The 20,925-nt window shown below is 72.7% G+C and carries 20 protein-coding genes; 12 read left to right on the top strand and 8 right to left on the bottom strand.

Annotated elements, in window-relative coordinates; all coding sequences use genetic code 11:
- Positions 1–3: 3 nt before the first annotated feature.
- Complete coding sequence (locus ACGFIO_RS13495) at positions 4–945, bottom strand: NADP-dependent oxidoreductase (RefSeq protein WP_392826072.1); 942 nt, start codon at positions 943–945, stop codon at positions 4–6.
- A 110-nt stretch (positions 946–1,055) separates the two neighbouring features.
- Between ACGFIO_RS13495 and ACGFIO_RS13500 the strand changes: the two genes are divergently transcribed.
- Positions 1,056–1,514 (top strand): MarR family winged helix-turn-helix transcriptional regulator, encoded by a 459-nt coding sequence (locus ACGFIO_RS13500; RefSeq protein ID WP_392826074.1) that lies wholly within the window; start codon positions 1,056–1,058, stop codon positions 1,512–1,514.
- Here ACGFIO_RS13500 and ACGFIO_RS13505 read toward each other — a convergent pair.
- A complete protein-coding gene (locus tag ACGFIO_RS13505) occupies positions 1,511–3,427 on the bottom strand; it encodes an acyl-CoA dehydrogenase family protein (protein ID WP_392826076.1) in 1,917 nt (638 codons plus the stop codon). The two genes, ACGFIO_RS13500 and ACGFIO_RS13505, sit on opposite strands and share 4 nt — an antisense overlap.
- Positions 3,428–3,640: 213 nt before the next feature.
- Here ACGFIO_RS13505 and ACGFIO_RS13510 point away from each other — a divergent pair, with 213 nt between their 5' ends.
- The 4 genes from ACGFIO_RS13510 to ACGFIO_RS13525 all read left to right on the top strand — a co-directional run bounded on the left by ACGFIO_RS13510 (position 3,641) and on the right by ACGFIO_RS13525 (position 8,451).
- Positions 3,641–4,252 (top strand): SDR family oxidoreductase, encoded by a 612-nt coding sequence (locus ACGFIO_RS13510; RefSeq protein WP_392826079.1) that lies wholly within the window; start codon positions 3,641–3,643, stop codon positions 4,250–4,252.
- Between the two features lie 468 nt (positions 4,253–4,720).
- Complete coding sequence (locus ACGFIO_RS13515; protein WP_392826081.1) at positions 4,721–5,536, top strand: SAM-dependent methyltransferase; 816 nt, start codon at positions 4,721–4,723, stop codon at positions 5,534–5,536.
- A gap of 227 nt (positions 5,537–5,763) precedes the next feature.
- The gene (locus ACGFIO_RS13520; protein ID WP_392826082.1) at positions 5,764–7,410 is read left to right on the top strand and encodes an EAL domain-containing protein; all 1,647 of its coding nucleotides are present in this window, start codon (positions 5,764–5,766) and stop codon (positions 7,408–7,410) included.
- A gap of 60 nt (positions 7,411–7,470) precedes the next feature.
- Positions 7,471–8,451: a phosphotransferase gene (locus ACGFIO_RS13525; protein WP_392826084.1), complete on the top strand. Its 981-nt coding sequence runs from the start codon at positions 7,471–7,473 to the stop codon at positions 8,449–8,451.
- Here ACGFIO_RS13525 and ACGFIO_RS13530 read toward each other — a convergent pair.
- Positions 8,430–8,924, bottom strand: a complete 495-nt coding sequence (locus ACGFIO_RS13530; protein WP_392826086.1) for an SRPBCC family protein — start codon at positions 8,922–8,924, stop codon at positions 8,430–8,432. The genes ACGFIO_RS13525 and ACGFIO_RS13530 overlap by 22 nt on opposite strands.
- Positions 8,921–9,418, bottom strand: a complete 498-nt coding sequence (locus ACGFIO_RS13535) for a metalloregulator ArsR/SmtB family transcription factor (RefSeq protein WP_392826088.1) — start codon at positions 9,416–9,418, stop codon at positions 8,921–8,923. The genes ACGFIO_RS13530 and ACGFIO_RS13535 overlap by 4 nt, the downstream gene beginning before the upstream one ends.
- 105 nt (positions 9,419–9,523) lie before the next feature.
- On the opposite strand from ACGFIO_RS13535, the gene ACGFIO_RS13540 reads away from it, so the two are divergent.
- From ACGFIO_RS13540 to ACGFIO_RS13560, 5 genes are all read left to right on the top strand, one after another.
- Positions 9,524–10,405 carry a polysaccharide deacetylase family protein gene (locus ACGFIO_RS13540; protein WP_392826090.1) on the top strand — a complete coding sequence of 294 codons (882 nt, stop codon included), beginning with the start codon at positions 9,524–9,526 and terminating at the stop codon, positions 10,403–10,405.
- Between the two features lie 47 nt (positions 10,406–10,452).
- The gene (locus ACGFIO_RS13545; RefSeq protein WP_392826093.1) at positions 10,453–12,063 is read left to right on the top strand and encodes a methyl-accepting chemotaxis protein; all 1,611 of its coding nucleotides are present in this window, start codon (positions 10,453–10,455) and stop codon (positions 12,061–12,063) included.
- 63 nt (positions 12,064–12,126) lie between these two features.
- Positions 12,127–12,480 carry a putative quinol monooxygenase gene (locus ACGFIO_RS13550; RefSeq protein WP_392826094.1) on the top strand — a complete coding sequence of 118 codons (354 nt, stop codon included), beginning with the start codon at positions 12,127–12,129 and terminating at the stop codon, positions 12,478–12,480.
- 4 nt (positions 12,481–12,484) lie between these two features.
- On the top strand, positions 12,485–14,215 hold the full coding sequence (locus tag ACGFIO_RS13555) for an FAD-dependent monooxygenase (protein ID WP_392826096.1): 1,731 nt from the start codon (positions 12,485–12,487) through the stop codon (positions 14,213–14,215).
- A gap of 185 nt (positions 14,216–14,400) precedes the next feature.
- Positions 14,401–14,976, top strand: a complete 576-nt coding sequence (locus ACGFIO_RS13560) for a DUF6518 family protein (RefSeq protein ID WP_392826097.1) — start codon at positions 14,401–14,403, stop codon at positions 14,974–14,976.
- A gap of 8 nt (positions 14,977–14,984) precedes the next feature.
- On the opposite strand, the gene ACGFIO_RS13565 is transcribed toward ACGFIO_RS13560, so the two are convergent.
- Positions 14,985–15,197 carry a 4-oxalocrotonate tautomerase family protein gene (locus ACGFIO_RS13565; protein ID WP_392826099.1) on the bottom strand — a complete coding sequence of 71 codons (213 nt, stop codon included), beginning with the start codon at positions 15,195–15,197 and terminating at the stop codon, positions 14,985–14,987.
- Between the two features lie 102 nt (positions 15,198–15,299).
- Here ACGFIO_RS13565 and ACGFIO_RS13570 point away from each other — a divergent pair, with 102 nt between their 5' ends.
- Entirely contained in the window at positions 15,300–16,136 is an 837-nt protein-coding gene (locus ACGFIO_RS13570; protein WP_392826101.1) for a helix-turn-helix domain-containing protein, read from the top strand.
- Between the two features lie 156 nt (positions 16,137–16,292).
- On the opposite strand, the gene ACGFIO_RS13575 is transcribed toward ACGFIO_RS13570, so the two are convergent.
- The 3 genes from ACGFIO_RS13575 to ACGFIO_RS13585 are packed head-to-tail and all read right to left on the bottom strand — an operon-like array spanning position 16,293 to position 19,343.
- The gene (locus ACGFIO_RS13575) at positions 16,293–17,498 is read right to left on the bottom strand and encodes a hypothetical protein (protein ID WP_392826102.1); all 1,206 of its coding nucleotides are present in this window, start codon (positions 17,496–17,498) and stop codon (positions 16,293–16,295) included.
- Between the two features lie 31 nt (positions 17,499–17,529).
- A complete protein-coding gene (locus tag ACGFIO_RS13580; RefSeq protein ID WP_392826105.1) occupies positions 17,530–18,852 on the bottom strand; it encodes a dihydrolipoyl dehydrogenase family protein in 1,323 nt (440 codons plus the stop codon).
- Entirely contained in the window at positions 18,849–19,343 is a 495-nt protein-coding gene (locus ACGFIO_RS13585) for a glyoxalase (RefSeq protein ID WP_392826106.1), read from the bottom strand. Before ACGFIO_RS13585 ends, ACGFIO_RS13580 begins: the two co-directional genes overlap by 4 nt.
- A gap of 39 nt (positions 19,344–19,382) precedes the next feature.
- Between ACGFIO_RS13585 and ACGFIO_RS13590 the strand changes: the two genes are divergently transcribed.
- Positions 19,383–20,897 carry a LuxR C-terminal-related transcriptional regulator gene (locus ACGFIO_RS13590; RefSeq protein ID WP_392826108.1) on the top strand — a complete coding sequence of 505 codons (1,515 nt, stop codon included), beginning with the start codon at positions 19,383–19,385 and terminating at the stop codon, positions 20,895–20,897.
- The last annotated feature ends 28 nt before the right edge of the window (positions 20,898–20,925 follow it).

Raw genomic sequence — 20,925 nt, forward strand, 5'->3', positions numbered from 1 at the left:
CGTTCAGCGGTCGAGCGTGACGACGGTCTTGCCCTGGGCCCGCCCGGCGGCGATCGCGGCGAGTCCGTCGAGGGCCTGGTCGAGAGGCAGCACCGCTCCGACGTCGACGGTCAGCGTGCCCGCGGCGGCCTGCTCGGCCAGCGGCCCGGTGACCGTGCCGACCGCCTTGGTCATGATCTTGGTGACGGTTATCCCGGCGGCCGTTCCGGCGTCGCCGCTGGGCACCTGGGCCAGCGTGGACACCTTGCCGCCACGGCGGACGGCGGCCAGCGGCACGTCGGCCTCGGCCCGGCCGAACAGGGTGACCAGGGCGTCGACACCGCCGGGGTACGCGGCCAGCACCTGCTCGTCGACCGGCCCGGCGGCCCGGTCGACCACGGTGGTCGCACCGAGCCGGGTCAGCCGCCCGGCGTCACGGCCGGTGGCGACGACCGTGGCACCGCGGGCGGCGAGCAGCTGGACGGCGAACGAGCCGATGCCGCCGGACGCGCCGCTGACCAGCACGGTCTGGCCGGGCCGGGCGTCGATGGCGTCGACCGCCTGCGCGGCGGCCGCGGCGGCCAGGGGCAGGGCGGCCGCCTGGACGAAGTCGAGGGTGGCGGGCTTGGGGGTGACGGCGACGGCCGGCAGCAGCGCGTACTCGGCCAGCGTCCCGGCCTGGATCGGCGGTGTCAGCGTGACGTGACCGAGCACCTCGTCGCCGGGCTTGACGTGGTCGACCCCGGCGCCGACGGCCTCCACCACCCCGGCGGCGTCCCGGCCCAGCACCAGCGGGTACGCGTGCGGCATGAGGGCCGCGAGCGCGCCGGCGGCGATGGCGTTGTCGAGGGGGTTGAGACCGGCCGCGAGGACCCGGATCAGCACGGTCCCCTCGGTCACGGCCGGGATTTCAAGGTCGCCGATCCGCGGGCTCTCACCGGCGGCCGGGACATGCAGTGCGCGCACGTTCGCTCCTCAAATAGTTCAACGATTAATCAAACGGTAGAAACGAATTGATTAAGCGCGCAAGTAAATAGTGATGCACATCACTTCACCGTGCAAGTATGATGGACCCCATGGAACACGACCCGGAGCCGCCCTGGCTCGACCCGGACGAGCGCGAGACGTGGCTGGCCCTGATCAAGGCCCTGCTCCGCCTGCCCGCCACCCTCGACACCCAGCTGCAGCGCGACGCCGGCATCAGCCTGTTCGAATACCTGGTGATGGCCGCACTCTCCGACGCACCCGACCGCACGATGCGGCTCAGCGACGTCGCCGCCCGGGCCGAGGGCACCCTCCCCCGGCTGTCACAGGCGGTGAGCCGCCTCGAAAAACGCGGCTGGGTGCGGCGCCGGCCCGACCCGAACGACGGCCGCGCCACCCTCGGCATCCTCACCGACGAGGGCCACGCCAAGATGGTGGCCAGCGCGCCCGGCCACGTCACCTCCGTCCGCCGGCACGTCTTCGACCCGCTGACCCGCCCCCAGCAACGTCAGCTGCGGGAGATCGCCCGCCGCGTCACCGACACGATCTAATCGGCCGGGCCGGCGGCCGGAGGGATGCGGCGGCGCACGTCCGGAACCGTGGCCGGCCCCGGCTGCCAGGCGGCGACCCACGCCTCGTCGCCGGAGTGCGTGACGATGCCCTCCTCGAGGAACGTGTAGCGGCCACCCATGACCCGCTCGGCCACCTTGACGTCGACCGCGTCGGTGTTGTCCCACAGGCCGGCGAACAGCGCCTCGACCCGCAACCGGGACTGGCGGCAGAACGCGTCGGCCAGTTCCAGGCCCTCCGGGTGCGGGTCGCGTTCGGCGCGGGCGCGGACACAGACCGCCGACATCGCGAACAGCTCGGCCCCGATGTCCACGATGCGCCCGAGGAAGCCCTGCTTGCGCTCCATCTTGCCCTGCCACCGGGACATCGCGTAGAAGGTCGACCGGGCCTGCTTGCGGGCGGCACGCTCGACATACCGCAGATGGGCCGCCAGGGGCCCGAATTCGGCGTACCCACCGGGGATCTGACCGCGACCCACCGCCAGCGTGGGCAACCATTTGGCGTAGAACGCACCGGCTCGCGCCCCCGCGCGGGCCTTGCGACCGAGGTCGGCGTCCGGGTCGATGATGTCACCGGCCACCGACAGGTGCGCGTCCACCGCCTCCCGGGCGATGAGCAGGTGCATGATCTCGGTGGAACCCTCGAAGATCCGGTTGATCCGCAGGTCGCGCAGCATCTGCTCGGCCTCCGCGGCCCGCTCGCCCCGGGCCGCCAGCGAGTCCGCCTTCTCGAACCCGCGCCCGCCCCGGATCTGCACCAGCTCGTCCCCGACCAGCCAGGCCATCTCGCTGGCGAACAGCTTGACCAGGGCGGCCTCGATCCGGATGTCGTTGCTGTCGTCGTCGGCGATCAGACAGCAGAGATCGAGCATGGACTCCATGGCATAGGTGGTCGCCGCGATGAACGACAGCTTCTTGGCCACCGCCTCGTGCTGACCGACCGGCCGTCCCCATTGGACCCGATCGGCCGACCACTCCCGGGCGACGTTCAGCGACCACTTGCCCGCACCGACACACATCGCGGGCAGCGACAGCCGCCCCGTGTTCAGCGTGGTCAGCGCGATCTTCAACCCCTTGCCGAGCCCGCCGATCACATTCTCGGCCGGCACGAACACGTCGTGGAAGCGGGTCACACTGTTTTCCAGCCCACGCAGGCCGAGGAACTCGTTGCGCCGCTCGACGGTGATGCCCTCGGCGTCCCCCTCGACCACGAACGCGGTGATCCCCTTGTCCGGCACCCGGGCCATGACGACCAGCAGCGTGGCCACGGTGCCGTTGGTCGCCCAGAGCTTGACCCCGTTGAGCTTGAAGCCGCCCTCGACCGGCTCGGCGATGGTGCCCAGCCGGGCCGGGTCGGAGCCGACGTCGGGCTCGGTGAGCAGGAACGCGGACACCTCGCCGCCCGCGAGCCGGGGCAGGAACTTCTCCTTCTGCTCCGGGCTGCCGAAGATCTTGAGCGGCTGCGGCACGCCGATCGACTGGTGCGCCGACAGCAACGCGCCGATCGACGGGTTGGCCGACCCGACCAGAGTCAGTGCCTTGCAGTAGTGCAGATTGGACAGGCCGAGCCCGCCGTACCGCTTGTCGATCTTCATGCCGAAGGCGCCGAGCCCCGCCAGCCCGCGGAAGACCTCATCCGGGATGCGGGCGTCGCGCTCGATCCGCGCACCGTCGATCTCGGTGCGGGCGTAGGCACCCAGCCGGCCGAGGAAGTCGTCGGCCTCGTCGCTGGGCGGGGCGGACGGCCAGGGGTCGATCAGGTCGAGCCGGAAGCGGCCGAGGAAGAGTTCCTTGCCGAAGCTGGGCTTGCGCCACTCGGCCTCGCGGGCGGCCTCGGCCACCTGCCGGGCCTGCTTCTCGGAGACCTGGGCCTGGTTCGGCTGCGTCGTGGTCACGCTTACCTCCTCGCTCGGAGGACGGCTACATACCCCGCCAGACGCCAGGCTACTCGTGAGTAGCAGCCCCGAGAAGCGCAACTTCAAGATCAAGATTTCGCAGCTGGATGGGTGGTGCGGACCGCAGCTCCCGCCGAGGTCGCTCCGCTCCACGTCCGTGCGTGGTCACCCTCCGGCCGCTCCGCGCCCAACCCCACCCGGCATCCTGTAGCCGTGACGATCAATGTGATCCTGACCGGCGCGACCGGCTTCATCGGCGGCGAGATCCTGCGGCAGCTGATCGAGCGCCCGGACGTGGGCCGCGTGACCTGCCTGACCCGGCGCCCGATCCCGCCCACGTCGGCCAAGGTCGAGTCGATCGTCGTCGACGACTTCACCAGCTACGACTCCGACCTGCTGGCCGCGAACGACGCGTGCCTCTGGGCAATGGGCAGCCGCTCCGCCCCCGACGGCGACAAGGCCGGGCACGAGCAGCTGACCGTCGCCTACCCGACGGCGTTCGTAGCGTCCCTTCCCGAGCGCCCCTTCCGCTTCTGTTACCTGAGCGCGTGGGGCGGCGGGCCCACCGTGAAGGGCCGCGCCGAGAACGAGCTGCGCCAACTAGCCACCCGGCGCCCCGACCTCAGCGTCCACAGCTTCCGCCCGGCCAAGGTCCTCCCCACCTCCGCCGGCCGCCTGACCCACGCCCTCTACGGCCCCCTCTCCCTCGGCGTGGACACCTTGGCCCGAGCCATGATCCGCGTGGCCGTCGACACCCCGGCCACCACCGAGGCGATCATCTCCAACCGCCGCATCAAGACCCTCGGCCACCAACCAAAGTCCTGACAGGCCCACGCGGCCTCGACACCACCCAGGTCTACCACCGACCGAACCAGTGGTAGACCCGCGCGGCATCCGCAGCCTCGACACCGCGCGGGACTACCACTGATCGGAGCAGTAGTAGGCGCGGGCGGTATGCGCGGCACGGATACCGCTCGGGGCTACCACTGTTTCGTCGCGACGGCGCGTGGGGGGCGGCGGTCACAACGAGCGGGCAGCCCGGCCGCCTGGCGACCTGCCCCTGACCCCGCACAAGGGCGCAGGCCCGGTCGCCGCCTGGCAACCCGCACTGGCCCGAGGACGCAAACCCGGTCGCCGCCCGACCACCCGCACTGGCCCGAGGACTCGAGCAGCCAGGCCGCCTGACGATCAGGCCCGGCGAGGGCGGGAGCGGGCATGCCCGGGTCCCGGGCGGGGATAGTCGTGTGACTATAGTGATCGACGAAGGTAACGGACACATAGGATGATCGGACGATGACACCGAAACCGGACTGGGTACCGGGCAGCGTGGACATCACCGTGCCGCACGCGGCACGGATCTACGACTACGCGCTCGGCGGCGACCATCACTTCGAGGTCGACCGGGAGTTCTGGGAACGCGCCAAGAAGCTCATGCCCAGCGCCGAGCTGCTGGCGCGGGCCAACCGGGCGTACCTCGGCCGGGTGGTCCGATGGCTGGCCGGCGCCGGGGTCGACCAGTTCCTGGACATCGGCTCGGGCATCCCGACCATCGGCAACGTGCACGCGGTGGCCCAGGAGGCGAACCCGGAGGCGCGGGTGATGTACGTCGACATCGACCCGATCGCCGTCGAGCAGAGCCGCAGCCTGCTCCGGGGCGACCCGCGGGCCGGGGTGATCGAGGGCGACCTGCGCCGGCCGGAGTCGATCCTGTTCCACCCGGAGGTGCTGGAGCTGCTGGACTTCGGGCGCCCGGTCGCCGTGCTCACGGTCGCGGTCTGGCATTTCGTGCCGGACGCCGCGCAACCGGCCGAGATCGTCGCGACGATCGGCGATGCCCTGGTCAGGGGCAGCTATCTGGCGCTGTCACATCTGGGGCCGGATCCGACGCCGGAGGGCCGGGCCGAGCAGGCGCGGGCGGTCAGGTTGTACGAGAGCACCCCGACCCCGGTCACCGTACGCTCCGCCGACGAGGTCGCCGCCCTGTTCGGCGCGGCCTTCGAGATCCTCGGCCCGGGTGTGGCCGCCGTGACCGACTGGTTCCCCGATCCGGAGGACGCCGACGATCCGCCGGCGCCGTCGGCCTTGGCCGCGGTGGGTCGCCGACGCTGACCGCAGCGGGCCGCCGACCCCGACCGCGGTAGGCCGCCGACGCTGACCGCAGCGGGCCGCCGGCGCTGACGAAGTCACTCGTTCGAGGCGCCGCATTCAACGCATGGTGCCCAAACAGCCACGCTCGCCACGCCCGGAAACTGGGCGTCGGCCAGCGGCTACTCCGCGTCGATCTTGGCGGCGGGCCGTCGACTGTCCGGTGGCCGACGGTTGTCCACCATGGTCGGATGTTCCTCGCGTTGAGCGAAGGGACAGCCACGATGGCCCTGCAGGAGACCGCCCGCCGGTGGACCGCCGCGGTCGCCGCTGTGGGCTTCCTGCCCATGGGCCGGGCCCGCACCCGCGCCGCCCTCGAGCGGCTGCTGGGTGAGCTGCTGGCCGCCCTGCACGCGGCCGATCCCGATCCTGCGGCCGGGTACGCGGCCGGCGTACACCTCGTCGAATTGAGAATGAGCTCCCCGGCCGTGATCGGCGCCACGGTCACGGTGCTCGCCGAGGAACTGCCGGTGCTGGCCGGCGACGCCATCGCCCGCGACCGGATTCCCGGCGTCCTCGGGCAGCTCACCGCCGGCGCCAGCAACGCCCAGCGCACCGCGGCCGTCCAGGCGGCGGAAACCCTGAACCGGGCCGAGAAGGTGCACTGGCGGCGGGTGTTCGCCCGGCAGCAGGAGCACCGGCAGCTGCACGACCCGTACTCGCATCTCCCGAACCGCACCCACCTCTACGCCCACCTGGGCGAACGCATCGCGACGGCCGCGACCGACACCCGGCTGGGCGTCGGCCTGCTCAGCATCGGCGACTTCGGCCGGCTCTCCGACGAGCACGGCGACGCCCTCGACGACCTGCTGGCCGGCATCGGCGCCCGGATCCGCGGGCTGGCCGCCGAGCAAGGCTTCTTCGCCGCGCATCTGGGCGACGACCTGTTCGCCGTGGTCATCACCACCAGCTCCCCGGACGACCTGATCAAGGCGGCCGACCAGGCCCGCCAGGCGATCGGCGCCCCGCCGACGGTCGACGGGCTGGTCGAGGGCCGGGCGGCCGGCACCGACCCGCACCGCTGGATCCGCGACGCCCGCCACGCCCTGCGCTGGGCCCGGCAGGACGGCCTCGACCGGGCCGTGTTCGAACCGGACCGGGCCGCCGCCGACGTCCGCCGGCGCACCGCCGCCGCGGCGCTGCCGGCCGCCCTGGACCGTGGCGAGATCACCTGCCACTACCAGCCGATCGCCGACCTGGGCACCGGCCGCGTCATCGGCGTCGAGGCCCTGGCCCGCTGGGGTCGGCGGCCGCCGTCGGAGTTCATCGCGCCGGCCGAGCAGAACGGCCTCATCCACCGGCTGGGCGCGGACATCCTGACCCAGGCGTGCCGTCAGGCCGTGGCGTGGCGCGAGGCCGGTCGCCCGTTGCTGATGAGCGTCAACGTGTCGCCGTACCAGCTCGCCGACCCGGCCCTGCCCGCCACCGTCGCGTCCGTCCTGCAGTCCACCGGCCTGCCCGCCATCGGCCTCCAGCTGGAGATCACCGAGAGCGCGGCGGTCGAACGCTACCGGCACGTCCTGCGGGACCTGTCCCGGCTCGGCGTCCGCCTGGCCCTGGACGACTTCGGCACCGGCTTCGCCAACCTGTCCGCCCTGACCCGCCTGCCGATCACCTGCGTCAAACTGGACCGCCGTTTCACCCAGGACGCCGCCGCCGGTAACGACGCCGCCCCGGCCCTGCTGCGGCACCTGCTCGGCCTGTTCCGCCGCCTGGACGTGACGGTCATCGCCGAGGGCATCGAGTCCGAGGCCCAGCAGTACCTGCTCGCCGGCCTCGGCTACCAGTTCGGCCAGGGCTTCCACCTCGGCCGCCCCGAACCGGCCTCGCCCCGCTAGACGGGACCGGCCCACGACCTTGCCGACCGACTGACGCGCCGGCCGCCTATGCTTCGGCCGGTGTCGGATCATCACCTTCCCGCGTGGCTGCCGCTGGTGTCCGAGGGGCGCGTCGCCGCCGGTGGCGACAAGCTGCGCCACTGGGGGATCAGCGAGACCTGGCGGATTCGCTGGGCCGACGGGTCAAGCTCGATCGTCAAGCGCGGCGCCGGTGATGAGGCGCTGGCGCTCGACGTGTACGAGGAACTGCTGATCCCGTACGCGATCGACGCGCCCCGGCTGACGGCGGCGCATCGGGGCGACGGTTTCGTCGTGCTCGGCTTCGTCGACGTCGGGCCGCACTCACTGGCCGAGCGGCCGTCGGCGGAGGGCTGGATCGCGGCGGCGCGGCTGCTCGCCCGGCTGCGGACGGCGGCGCAGAGCCGGTTGGGCACGGCCGCCCAGGACCGGTCGGGCACGGCCGCCCAGGACCGGTCGGGCACGGCCGCCCAGGACCGGTTGGGCACGGCCGCCCGGTTCCGGTTCGGTCTGGCCGAGATCGTCGGGACGCGGGCCCGGGCGGCGGATGCGCTCGCGGCGGTGCGGCCGGACCTGGCCGGGGCGCTGGACGCGTGCGAGCCGCTGCTGGCGCCGAGTTTCGAGCGGCTCACCCGGACCGTGCCCGAGACGATCATCCATGGCGACTTCGAGGCCAAGAACATCGTGCTGGGCGGCACCGGCCCGGTCGCCGTCGACTGGTCGGCCGCGCAGGTCGGCTCCCACCTCGGCGATCTGTACGGCCTGATCCGGGACGCGGGCCTGGCCGGTGGGCCGGTCGGTGACATCGTCGCGGCGTACGCGGACGAGGCGCCGTCGACCGTGGACCTGGAGTGGCAGCTCGCGCTGGGCGGCGTGGCCTGGACCCTGCGAGCGTTGCGGTGGGTCCTCGAGGAGGGCATCCACGTGGTGCCCGAGTCGACCACGTGGATCGACGAGCTGGTCGAGCGGGCCGGCAACGTCACCGCCGACCTGCGCCGGCGTCAGCCGATCAGCCCCTCGTAGTAGGCCTTCATCGACGGATAGTAGTCGTCGAAGCTGGACCCGGGCCGGTCGTCGCGGGCGGCCACGAGCAGGTCGAGGTAATACTCCCAGCCCGGGCCGACCTCGCCGAGCTGGTCGGTGTCGTCGAGGTGGTGGACGAACCGCAGCTCGGTGCGACCATCGGTCTCGGCGAGCAGCAACTCGACGCGCCAGCCGCCGGAATCCGGGCTGGTCGACAGGGCCAGGCGGCGCGGCGGTTCGCAGGCGTCGATGGTCATGTCGAACCAGGGGGTCTGTTCCTCGTACGCCATCTGGACCTTGATCGTGCGGCCCGGGCCCGCGTCACCCTCCCAGGGGCCGAACCAGCGCGCGGTGCGGCCGGGCTCGGTCACGCTGGCCCAGACGTCCTCGATCGGGGCCCGGAAGGTGCGGGTCAGGGTGAGGTCGTGTCCGGTCGCGGTCGGGAAGAGCCGGCCGACGGGTGGGTTGGTCATGCGGTGCGCTCCTGTCGTTGATCGGCCGCGCCGCCCTCCCGGCGCTCGCGGCGGCTGCGATGGATCTCGGCCGCCGGGTGCCCGACTGCCGGATGCTCGGCCGCGGGGTGCCCGGCCGCCGGGTGCTCCACTGCGGGTTGCTCGGCCGCTGGGTGCCCGACTGCGGGGCTTTCCCGGCGCTCGCGGCGGGTGCGGTAGACCTCGGTCTCCAGCGCGTCGAGGCGGTGCTCCCAGCCGGCGGCCGGGTCGAACTGGCCGAGCCACGCGATCAGCCCCGCGAAGCGGCTCGCGTCCAGCTCGTAGAGCCGCTGCCGGCCGACGAGCGTGTCACGGACCAGGCCGCTGGCCCGCAGCACCCGCAGGTGCCGGCTGACCGCGGGCCGACTGATCGGAAACCGGTCGGCGATCACGCCGGCGGCCAGCCGCCCGGCCCGCAACATCACCAGGATGTCCCGCCGCACCGGGTCGGCGATCGCCGCCGCCACCTCGTCCACCCGGAAAGCGTAACCACCAAGTTACGCTTCAGGCAAGGAAGCGGAAGTCACAGAAATCGGTATTCGGTTCGGGGGATTTGATCCTGCTTGATACCTTGCCTCGTCGTGGGAATCGAGGAGGTCGCGCGGCTCACCCGGTTGTCGAAACTGTCCGAGATGTCGCCTTTGACGCGGCGGCGGCTGATCGGAGCCGGAGCGGTGGCGGTCGGCGCGTTCGCGCTGGGCGGGTCGGCATCGGCCGCGTCGACGTCGGAGCAACAGGCCCGGGCGGTTGTCACACCGCGCCCGAGTGCCCCGCCCAAACCCTCGCACCGCCCGGCCAAGCCGCGGAAACCGCCGGTGGTGGCGACGCCCAAGAAGCCGGTCAAGACGCTCGGCGACTACCGCCGCCTGGTCGGCGGGCCGGCCTTCCCGGCCGACGCGATCGCGCTGACCATCGACGACGGGCCACACCCGGTGTGGACGCCGAAGATCCTGCGGCTGCTGCACAAATACCACGTGCCGGCGCTGTTCTGCATGATCGGCAACCAGGTGCTGGGCCACGAGTCGACCGCCCGGGACGTGGCTCGCGACGGCCACCACCTGGCCAATCACACCTGGAGTCACCCCACCCACCTGGGCCGCGCCGCGAGCCGGCCGATGCGCCGGGAGATGATCCGGGCCCAAGAGAAGATCCACGACACCACGGGACTGGTGCCGCAGCTGTTCCGGTCGCCCGGTGGTGACTGGTCGCCGTCCCTGCTCGGCGCGGCAGCGGGGCAGGGGCTGGTCTCGCTGGACTGGAGCGACGACCCGCGGGACTGGTCGAAACCGGGCGTCCCGCACATCGTGCACCGGCTGACCGCGGCCAAGCCAGGCCAGATCCTGCTCTGTCACGACGGCGGCGGCGACCGCTCACAGACGTACACGGCGCTCAAACAGGTCATTCCGGCGCTTCAGGCGCGAGGCCTGCGATTCGTCGCACTCGACCGCAAGGTGGCGCCGTAGCGGCTGGTTCGCCGGTTAAGAGCGGGTTAATTCGGCACAATCGGTGCGTGCGAAGGTTTCGGATCAGCGCTCGTCTCAGTGCCACCATGCTCATCCTGCTGGTGCTGCTCGGTGGCATCGCGGTGGTCGGGATCGTGGCGATCTCCTCGCTCCGGCAGGCCACCGCGACGGTGGGTGACTATCGGGAGACGACCCGGCTGGCCGGGCAGGTCAAGTTCCGGGCGGCCGACTTCAACGGCTGGCAGACGGCGTACGCCTTCGACGCCGTACGCGGTGTCGAGGGAGCCGCCGCCGACACCGGCGCCAGCCGCAAATCGTTCCTCGCCTCGGCCGACGCCTTCCGGGCCGAGCTCGCCGACCTGGACAAGGCCGGCCGGCTCACCGACGCCGAACGGAAGACCCTCGCCTCCGCCCTCGCCGATTTCGACCGGTTCATGACCTTGGACCAGCAGATCGCCAACGGCTACCGGGCGGGCACCGCGACCGGCACCAAAGCCGCCAGTGACCTGGTCATGGGCGACGAGATCACGCTGTTCAACACCATCGCCCAGGACATCGACAAGCTTGTGGGCGCGATCGACTCCGAGGCCGAGGCGGCGGTGGCCGACGCCGACGCCGCGGCCAGCCAATCGATCACGATCATCCTGGTCGCCGGTGCGGCCGCGCTGCTGGTCGGGGTGGCGCTGGCCGTGCTGCTGGCGCGGTCGATCGTCCGCCCGCTGGGTGCGCTGAACCGGCGGCTGGCCGAGATCGCCGACGGCGACGGCGACCTCACCCAACGGATCGACGACCATGGCCGGGACGAGGTGGCCGACGCCGGTTCGGGGTTCAACCGGTTCGCCGACCGGATGCAGAAGCTGGTCGCGGACGTGGGCGCGCGGGCCGACGAAGTGGCCACGGCGGCCGACCAGTTGCGTACGGTCAGCGCCGATCTGGCCGACGGCGCCGAGCAGACCAGCGTCCAGGCCGGCGTGGTCAGCAGCAGCGCCGAGGAGGTCTCGGCGATCGTGTCGACGATGGCCGCGGCGGCCGAGCAGATGAACGCCTCCATCGGCGAGATCGCCCGCAGTGCCGGGCAGGCGTCCGAGACGGTGGAGAGCAGCGTACGGGCGTCGGCGGCGGCGGGCGAGACGATCGGCCGCCTGGGCACCGCCTCGGACGAGATCCAGTCGGTGGTGCAGCTGATCACCGCGATCGCCGCGCAGACCAACCTGCTGGCCCTCAACGCGACCATCGAGGCGGCCCGGGCCGGTGAGGCCGGCAAGGGCTTCGCGGTGGTCGCCGGCGAGGTGAAGGACCTGGCCCAGCAGACGGCGTCGGCCACCGAGTCGATCGCCCGGCAGGTGGAGGCGATCCGGGCCGGCAGCGAGGAGGCGGTCCGCGCGATCGGCCAGATCACCGAGGTGGTCAGCGAGATCAACAGCGCGCAGCTGACCATCGCGTCGGCGATCGAGGAGCAGACCGCGACGACCGGCGAGCTGAGCCGCAACGTGGGCGAGACCGCGGTCGGTGCGGGCGAGATCGCGGCCAGCATCGGCGGGGTGGCCGGCACCGCCCAGCGCACCACGACGGCGGCGGCGAGCACGAGCGCCACGGCCGAGACGCTGAGCCGTGCCTCGGACGAGTTGCGGGCGCTGGTCGGGGCCTTCCGCTACTGACGGAGTACCGCTCAGTGGGACTGGTCGTTCTGCCGGGGCGGCGACGCGCACAACACTGTGGCGATGGAGCGACCTCAGTTTCCCGAGCCCGATCCGGACGAGACCGGCCCGTACACCCACCTCGGTTTTGCCGTTGCCAAGCCTGGTCACGAGGACGAGGTCGAGGCGCTGATCCTGGCGCTGGTGGAGCCATTGCGCGCCGAGGAGGGCGCGATCGAGTTCCACGTGCACCGCGACCGCGCCGACCGGCGGACGTTCGTCATCTACGAGATGTTCCGCTCGAAGAAGGATCTCGAACGGCACGTCGCGCAGCCGTACACCCAAGATTTCATCCGGAGCATGCAACCGCACGTCGAGGGGCCTCTGCGGCAGCAGTTCCTCCGGATGGTCAGCACTCTGCCCACCGCGGCCGGGTGATCCCATGGGCCTCGTCGTCCTGGCGCTGATCACGGTGACACTGGCGTTCGGCCGGCGGGCGTGGGCGCGGCTGAGGGGCCGGCCGCTCCCCCGCCTGCATGTCCGGCACCCGGCCCCGCTGGTGGCCACCGGTCCGCGTCAGGACGGCGAGGTTCTGGTCGTCGGCGCCGGACCGAGCGGGCTGATGACGGCCGCGCTGCTGGTGCGGCAGGGGGTGGCGGTCCGCGTCATCGACGCCGGCGCCGGGCCGTCGACCGAGTCGCGGGCGTTCGCGGTGCAGGCGCGGACCATCGAGCTGTTCCGCTCACTGGGACTGGCCGACGAGTTGCTGGCGCACGGCGTGATCGACACCGGCATCCTGTTCCACTTCCGCGGACGGCCCGCCGGCGGGCTCGACTTCGATCGGGCCCACGCCGCGGACACGCCGTACCAGTTCATTCTCATGGCTCCGCAGAGCGAGGTGGAGCAGATCCTGCTGGCCGACCTGGCCCGGCATGGGCTGAGCGTCGAGCGCGGCACCCGGCTGGAGTCCTTCACCCAAGATCAAGATCATGTCCGGGTACGCCTGAACTCCGGCGATCTGACCTGCCGCTACATCGTCGGGGCGGACGGCGCGCACAGCACGGTCCGCAAGCAACTCGGCCTCGATTTCCAAGGCGATGGGTACGCCCAGCGCTTCCTGCTCGCCGACTGCCGGGTCGAGTGGCCGTTCGACCACACCAGCTTCCGCATCTTCATGGCCGGCGACCGGATCGGCCTGTTCCTGCCGCTGGACGGGACCAACCGTTCGCGGGTGATGACCAACGATCCGGGCGACGGCACCGGGCCCCTGACCCTGGACGAGTTGCAGACCGAGCTGCGGGCGGCGACGGCCGTGCCGGTCACGCTCACCGATCCGGTGTGGACCACGCGTTACCAGGCGCATCTGCGGCAGGCCGCCCGCTATCGGGTCGGCCGAGGTTTCCTGGTCGGCGACGCCGCGCACATCCACTCCCCGGCCGGCGGGCAGGGCATGAACACCGGCCTGCAGGACGCGGCCAACCTGGCCTGGAAGCTGGCCGCCGCACTGCACGCCGGCGCCGGCGACGCGTTGCTGGAGAGCTACCACGACGAGCGGCACCCGGTCGGTGTCGAGCTGCTGCGGTTCACCGACCGGCTCTTCACCGTCGCGGCCGGCCTGCACGGCTGGCGGGCCCGGCTGCGCGACCGGATCGGCCCGTTCCTGGTGCGGCGGGCGTCGGTCATGCCACTGCCACACCGCAAGGCGTTCCGCCGCCTGTCACAGATCGGCCTGGCCTACCGGACCGGCCCGTACGTCGTCAACGATCTGCTGCACTCGCTGCGCGGGCCGTGGGCCGGGCAGCGGGCCCCCGACGCCCGGATCCGCACCGGCCGGCAGATGTTCGACCTGCTGTCCGGCTACCGCCTGCACGTCGTCGCGCTGTCACGCAAGCCGCTGGACGACGCCACCATCAGCGACCTGGCCGCCGGGCTCGCGGGCACCTCGTTCCACCTGGTCGCCCGGGTCGTCTGCCGCAGCGACGAGCGGGTCGAGCTGGTCGATTCGGCCGAGGTCTTCGACGCGTACGGCCTGCGCGGCAACGAGTCCCAGGCGCTGTACGTGATCCGCCCGGACGGCTACGTCGCCTGGCGCTGCGACGAACTCGACGTCGACGCCTGCCGCGCCTTCCTCGCCCGCGTACACATCCCCGTCGATCAGGAGATACCGGCATGACCAGAGTTCTCGAACTCGGCATGGCCCACTTCCAGGGCCGCCACGTAACCGAGATCGCCTCCCGCCTGCACACCCCCACCTGACCACCGTGCCGAACACGGCGCCCAGGCACCGCCCGGCCTACCACCGCCAGAGCCACGGGTAGCCCTGGGCCTTTGTGGATCGCGGCGCCTACGATCCCGATCATGGTCGCCGTCTTCGCGCCGCTCGCCGGGTTGCTGCTGGGATTTCTGGACTTCGTGTGGATCAAGTTCGTGCCGGCCCCGTTCGGCGGCCTGGGCAACTCGATCGCGGTCTGGGCCGTCGCGGCGTTCCTGCTCACCTACTACCGGCGGTGGGCGATGGGGCCGGCGATCGCGGGTGCCGTGATCATGCTGGTGGTGGCCGTGCCCACCTACTACGTGGCGGCGACACTGATCCAGAACGACGACTGGTCGAACATCGGGGCGCCGTCGTCGGTGCTGTGGATGGGGCTCGGGGTGGTCGCCGGCGTCGTCTTCGGCGCGGGCGGGGTGCTGGCCCGCTCCCCTGGCCGGCTGCGGCGGCCCGCTCTGGGACTGCCCGCCGCCGTGCTGCTGGCGGAGATCGTCCTGCGGCCCGACGGGCTCGCGTACACCCTGGTCCTGATCGGTCTGGCCGTGCTCATCACCGTGCTGGCCGGGCGCACCGGGCGGGACCGGATCCTGGCGCTGGCCTGGTCTGTCCCGCTCGGCGCGCTCGGCTACCTGCTGATGATCACGACCGCCTTCCGCGGCCTCTGACCCGGCGGTCAGGCCGGGTCCGGCTTCAGCTGGGCCAGCGTGAGCACCTCCCCGCGAATGCCCCAGCCGCCGTCGGCGACCTCGTCGACCAGAACCATCGTGTTGTCCCGGGCCGCGTCCCCGAACGTCTCGGCGTAGAGATCCGTCACCTTGGTGACCAGGTTTTCCTTCTGCTCGGCGGTCAGCAGACCGGCCGGCACCTTCAAATTCGCGAATGGCATGCCACCCACCCTGACCGGCGCCGGCGCGGCGAACCAGGAGCCGCCGACCCAGGGGTTACCGACCCCTGGGTGCCATCCGCGCGGCCGAGGCAGACTGGCCGGGTGAACCTCGACGAGCTCGGTGTCTTCCTGCGGTCCCGGCGAGCCCGGATCAGCCCGCCCGAGGTGGGCCTGCCCACCGGTCCCCGCCGCCGGGTGCCGGGGCTGCGCCGCGACGAGGTCGCGCACCTGGCCGGGGCGTCGGTCGACTACTACATCGAGCTGGAACGCGGGCGCGGCGCCCAGCCGTCCGCGCAGATGCTGGCGGCGCTGGCCCGGGCCCTGCGGCTGGACCACGACGAGCGCGACCACCTCTTCCGGCTGGCCGGCCGGACCCCGCCGCCCGGCGCCGGTGGGACGGCCGCGCACGTGGCGCCGGCGATGCTGGCGCTGCTCGACCGGCTGGAGACCACGCCCGCCCGGATCATCACCGATCTGCACGAGACGCTGGTTCAGAATCGGCTGGCCGACGCCCTGCTCGGGCCGGCCGGTCCGGAAAGCTTCGTCGAGCAGTGGTTCACCGATCCGGGGAGCCGGGACGTCTATCCGGTCGACGACCATCCGCACCATTCCCGAGTGCTGGTGGCCGATCTGCGTGCGGCCGTCGCACACCGCGACCGTGACGCGCGGGCCGGCGCTCTGGTCGGCCGGCTGCGGAAGGTCAGCCCGGAGTTCACCGCGCTCTGGGACAGCGGTGATGTGGCGGTACGCCGGGGCGAACGCAAGCGGATCAACCATCCGGAGCTCGGCGTGGTCGACATCAACTGTCAGAACCTGTTCAGCGAGGACGGCCGCCAGCGCCTGCAGTTCTTCACCGCACCGGTGGGCGGTGCCGCCGTCGAGCAGCTCCGCCTCCTGGCCGTGATCGGGACCCAGGCGCTGACCGGCCCGAACCAGTAAGGCCGGCCGGGACAGGACACTGACCGGCCCGAACCAGTAAGGCCGGCCGGGACAGGACACTGACCGGCCCGAACCAGTAAGGCCGGCCGGGACAGGACACTGACCGGCCCGAACCAGTGACGCCGGCCGGTGACGATGCGGTGAGCCGTGCACCGCTCACGGCCAGGTGGCGCTCCCGCCGGCCAGGCCGGCCTCCAGGTAGACCCGGAACCGCCGGGCGATCTCCTTGACCACGTGCGGGTTCTGGTCGAGGGCGGCCGGCGTGCCGATCCGGGTGATCGTGCGGTTGCCTTCGAGCAGGGCTTCCGCGGCGGCGTAGACGGCGTCGTAGATCTTGGCCTCGGCGTCGGCGGCCAACCGGACCTCGTGCGGCTTCTTCGGGTCGGGTACGACGTGCGGGATGGCCGGCACGGCGGCCTTGACGAAGCGGACGAAGCGGTTCGGCGTGCCCGCGGCGTTCGGTGCCGCGGGCGTACCGTAAAGGCTCTGGAGAATGTCCGACAGTGGCCGGTTGAGCGAGCGGTCGACCTGGATCGCCGGCGGGATCTCGGGCGCTCCGGAGTCGTGCACGGTGACCTTGGTGGTCACGTCGGCCTTGACCGTGGCCTGGGCGTCCAGGTCGGCCAGCAGGTCGTCGATCGACACCTTGGCGCCGGCCCGCGAGGTCAGCAACTGGAAGTCGTTCGCCTTCGGGTTGTTCTTCTTCTGGTCGGCCCAGTCGACGAACCACGAGCCCAGGTCGCCGGTCCAGGTGAAGACACCGGTGAGCGGGGCGCCGCTGACCGTCTCGAGCGTGGAGCCGGTGGTCGACGGGCCTTGCAGGGCCAGGTCGAGGGCGGGCAGGAAGTGGGTCGGGTCGATGCTCTCGCCGGCCGGCGTGGTCACCGTGTCGGTTTCGAACAGCCCGTTGAGCGCGGCCAGGCTTACCGGCGGGCTGGTCATCGGGGCCGGTGTGTCGTTGCCCTCGATCAACGTGTCGAACCGCGGGCCGGCCGACGGGGACGGGTTCATGCCCTTGGCCGGCGCCTTGGCCACGAAATCGCTGTAGTAGAGCCGTCGCAGCCGGTGGACCACTTCTTCCCGGCCCGGGTAGGCCGCCTCCACCTGCTTGACCCAGCTGACGTACTGGGCCAGCGTCGCCGTCTGTCCTTTGCGCGCGACGGTGGGGCCGTTCGGCCACCAGGGCGGCGGCGCGGTGTGTGGTGGGGCCGGGGCCCGCTGCGCGACCAGCGAGGTGACCGCCTGGTTGCCCGCGGTCTGCTGCAGTTCGAGCAGGCCGCGGGCCGCGGGCCGGGGCCGGCCCGCGGCCGGGATTTCGTCGTGTGTGGACAGCGGTACCGGTTTGCGCAGGCGTCCGGGCACTGTTACACGGTCCGCCCACCGGCCACTGTGGTCAAGGGCTGACGAGTTTCCGCAGGGCGGCGACGTAGATCTCGGAGAAGGTCGGGAACGGCTGGATGGTGTCGCGCAGCACGGCCAGCGGGACGCGGGCGCGGATCGCCAGGGTGGCCTGCTGCAGCCACTCTCCGGCCTCCGGGCCCAGGGCGTACGCCCCGGTCAGGACCTCGCCGTCGCTGAGCAGGGTGAGGAAGCCGGGCGATTCGGCGTACCGCCGGGTGTAGGTCTCGGTCTTGGCCACCTCGGCCAGGGGCACTGTGGCGCGGTGCGGTGCGTCGCTCGCGCCGACCGAGGCGGCCTGCGGGTCGGTGAAGACGACCCGGGGTACGGCCGTGTAGTCCGCCTCACGCGGCCGGCCGAGGATGTTGTCGGCGACCACCTCGCCCTGGTACTTGCCGACGTGAGTGAGCATCCAGAGGCCGGTGGCGTCGCCGACCACCCACAGGTTGTCGGCCGCGCTGAGCCGGGCGTCGACCGGGATGCCGCGGTCGGTGGCGGTCACGCCGACCGTCTCCAACCCGATGTCGCGCACCCGGGGGCGGCGGCCGGTGGCCACGAGCAACCGGTCACCGCGCAGCTCACGGCCGTCGTCGAGGGTCAGGACGTACTCCTCACGGTCGCGTCTCGCCGCGACCGCGGACGGGCCCAGCACCAGCTCGACGCCGTCCCGGCGCAGCGCCTCACCGAGCCCTTCACCGAGCTGGGCCGGCTCGCGCGGCAGCACGTGCCGGCCGTGGGCGGTGAGCACCACCTCGCCGCCGAGCCGCCGCACGGCCTGGGACATCTCGACGCCGACGGGTCCGGCGCCGAGCACGATCAGCCGTTCCGGGACCGAGGTCAGGCCGGTCGCCTCGCGGTTGGTCCAGACGCCGTCGAGGCCGGCCAGGCCGGGGATCGGCGGGATGATCGGGTCGGCGCCGTTGGCCAGCACCACGTGCCGGGCGGTGTACCGCTGCCCGGCCACCTCGACCGTGCCCGGACCGGCCAGCCGCCCGCGGCCGCGCAGCAGGTCGATGCCGGCGCCGGCCAGCCAGCGCTGCTGGCCCTCGTCGGAGTAGTTCGAGACCATGAAGTCGCGCCAGGCCAGGACCCGTTTGACGTCGATCTCGGCGGTCGACTCGGCGTCCCGGGCGGCCTGCACGGCCTCGCCCGGGCGCAGCAGCGTCTTCGACGGGATGCACGCGTAGTAGGAGCATTCGCCGCCGACCAGTTCCCGTTCGACCAGTGCGACCCGCAGGCCGCCGGTGGCCAGGGCGCCGGCGCAGTGCTCGCCGGGCGACCCGCCGCCGATGACGATGACGTCGTAGTCGGTGGTCATTGTGGCAGGTCCTGGCCGGCCTGCTCGCGGACCAGGTAGTCGGCGTACCAGTCGGGCCAGTCGGGGTCCTCGGCGCCGGTCCGGGCCTCGTGCTCGCCGTGCGCGGCGGCGGCCCGGCGCAGGGCGGCGGCCAGGTCGGCGGTCGAGGCGAAGGTGGTGGCGGCCGGGTCCACGCGGCCGGGCAGCCGGGTGGTGATCTCTTGCAGCAGCCAGCCGTTGCCGTCCGGGTCGCTGAACGACAGGAACGAGCCGTAGCTGTTGCGCTGCGGGTCGGGTCCGGGCACCCGGGCGTCGGTGCCGCCGTGGTGGAAGACGCCGCCGGCGTCGTGGAAGATCTCGCCGGGATCGGCGCCGAGGCGCTCGAGCTCGTCGTGGGCCGCGTCGATGTCGGAGACGATCAGGTGCAGGCCCTGGGCCGTACCCGGCTCCTGGGCGGTGACCGACGTGCCGAAGATGACCGACGCGGGCGACCCGGGCGGGGTGACCTGCACGACCCGGAAGTCGTCGCCGGTGGCGACGTCGGCGTCCAGGTGCTGCTGCTGATCGGGGCCCGCGCGGTCGGGCCGGAGCTGGCCGGGCTGCCGGAGCTCGTGGTGTCCGGGCTGGGCCGGGAGGATGCGCGGCGGTTGCTGGACGAGGTCGCGGCGGCTCCGCTCGACCCGCTGATCGCCGGACGGATCGTCGCCGAGGCCGCGGGCAATCCGGGGGCCCTGGTCGAGTGGCCGGGCAGGCTGACCGGGGTCGGGCTGGCCGGCGGGCTGGGTCTGCTCGACGCCGCCCCGGACGACGGTGAGGTCCGGCGGATTCGCGCGCTGGCCGCGTACCCCCGGATGATCTTGCTGATCGCGGCGGCCGACCCGGTGGGTGACGCTGATCTGGTGCTGCGGGCCGCGAACCGGCTCGGCGTCGTCCTGGAGGAGGCGCTGGACGGGGCGGCCGGGCTGCTCACGCTGGACGAGCGGGCGACCTTCCGGCATCCGCGGGTCCGGCTGGCGGCCTATCACGTGGCCGAGCCCCACGACCGGCGGGCCGCGCATCGGGCGCTGGCCGAGGCCGACCCGCGTCCGGACCGGCGCGCGTGGCACCTCGCCGCGGCGTCGCCCGGCCGCGACGAGACGGTGGCGGCCGCGCTCGAACAGGCGGCCGCGCAGGTGGGTGGTCCGGCCGCGGCGGCCGCGTTCCTGCAGCGTGCGGTGGCGATGAGCGACGAGGGGGTACGCCGGACCGAGCGCATTCTGACGGCCACCGCGGCCACCCTGGCGGTGGGCGAGTGGGACGCCGCGCGACGATTCCTGCCCGCCGGCGCGCCGTGCCTGGCCGCGTTCCAGGGGCGCGAGGAGGAGGCGGCGCCGCTGATCAAGCAGGACAGCGACGTGGCCCGGTGGTGCGCGGCCGTCCTCTACAACGGCCTGGGCCGCCCGGAGCAGGCCGTCGCCCCGGTGACCGACCCGGTGATCGCGCGGTGGGCGCTGCCCGAACTGATCGAGGCGGCCGCCCTCAGCGGCGACCTGGACCTGGCCCGCGACGCCCTCGACCGGCTGACCCGGGCCGGCGCCGACCCGGGCCTCCGGGCCCGCGGCCGGGCCCTGGTGACCAGCGGCCCGGACGCCGGGGCGGCCCACGCCGAGGCGGTCGAGCGGCTGTCCCGTGCCGGTCCGCGGCCCGACCTGGCCCGCGCGCACCTGCTGCACGGCGAGTGGCTGCGCCGGGAACGACGCCGGCCGGCCGCCCGGCAGCAACTGCACCTGGCCTACGACCTGTTCACCGAGATCGGGATGACCGCGTTCGCCGAGCGCGCCCGCCGCGAGTTGCGGGCCTGCGGCGAGACGCTCCGCGAGCGCGGTCGCGCCGTACGCGAGATCGGCCTGACCGCCCAGGAACGCCAGATCGCCCTGCTGGTCCGCGACGGCTACTCGAATCCGGAGGTCGGCGAACGGCTGTTCCTGAGCCCGCGCACCATCGAGTGGCACCTGCGCAAGATCTTCACCAAGCTCGGCATCACGTCCCGCCGCCAGCTCCGCACGATCACCGGCCTGGAGCCGTGACGGCCGGTCTAGGGACCGGCGGGCGCCG

The organism is Actinoplanes sp. NPDC049265 (assembly GCF_043197135.1).
GTDB lineage: Bacteria > Actinomycetota > Actinomycetes > Mycobacteriales > Micromonosporaceae > Actinoplanes.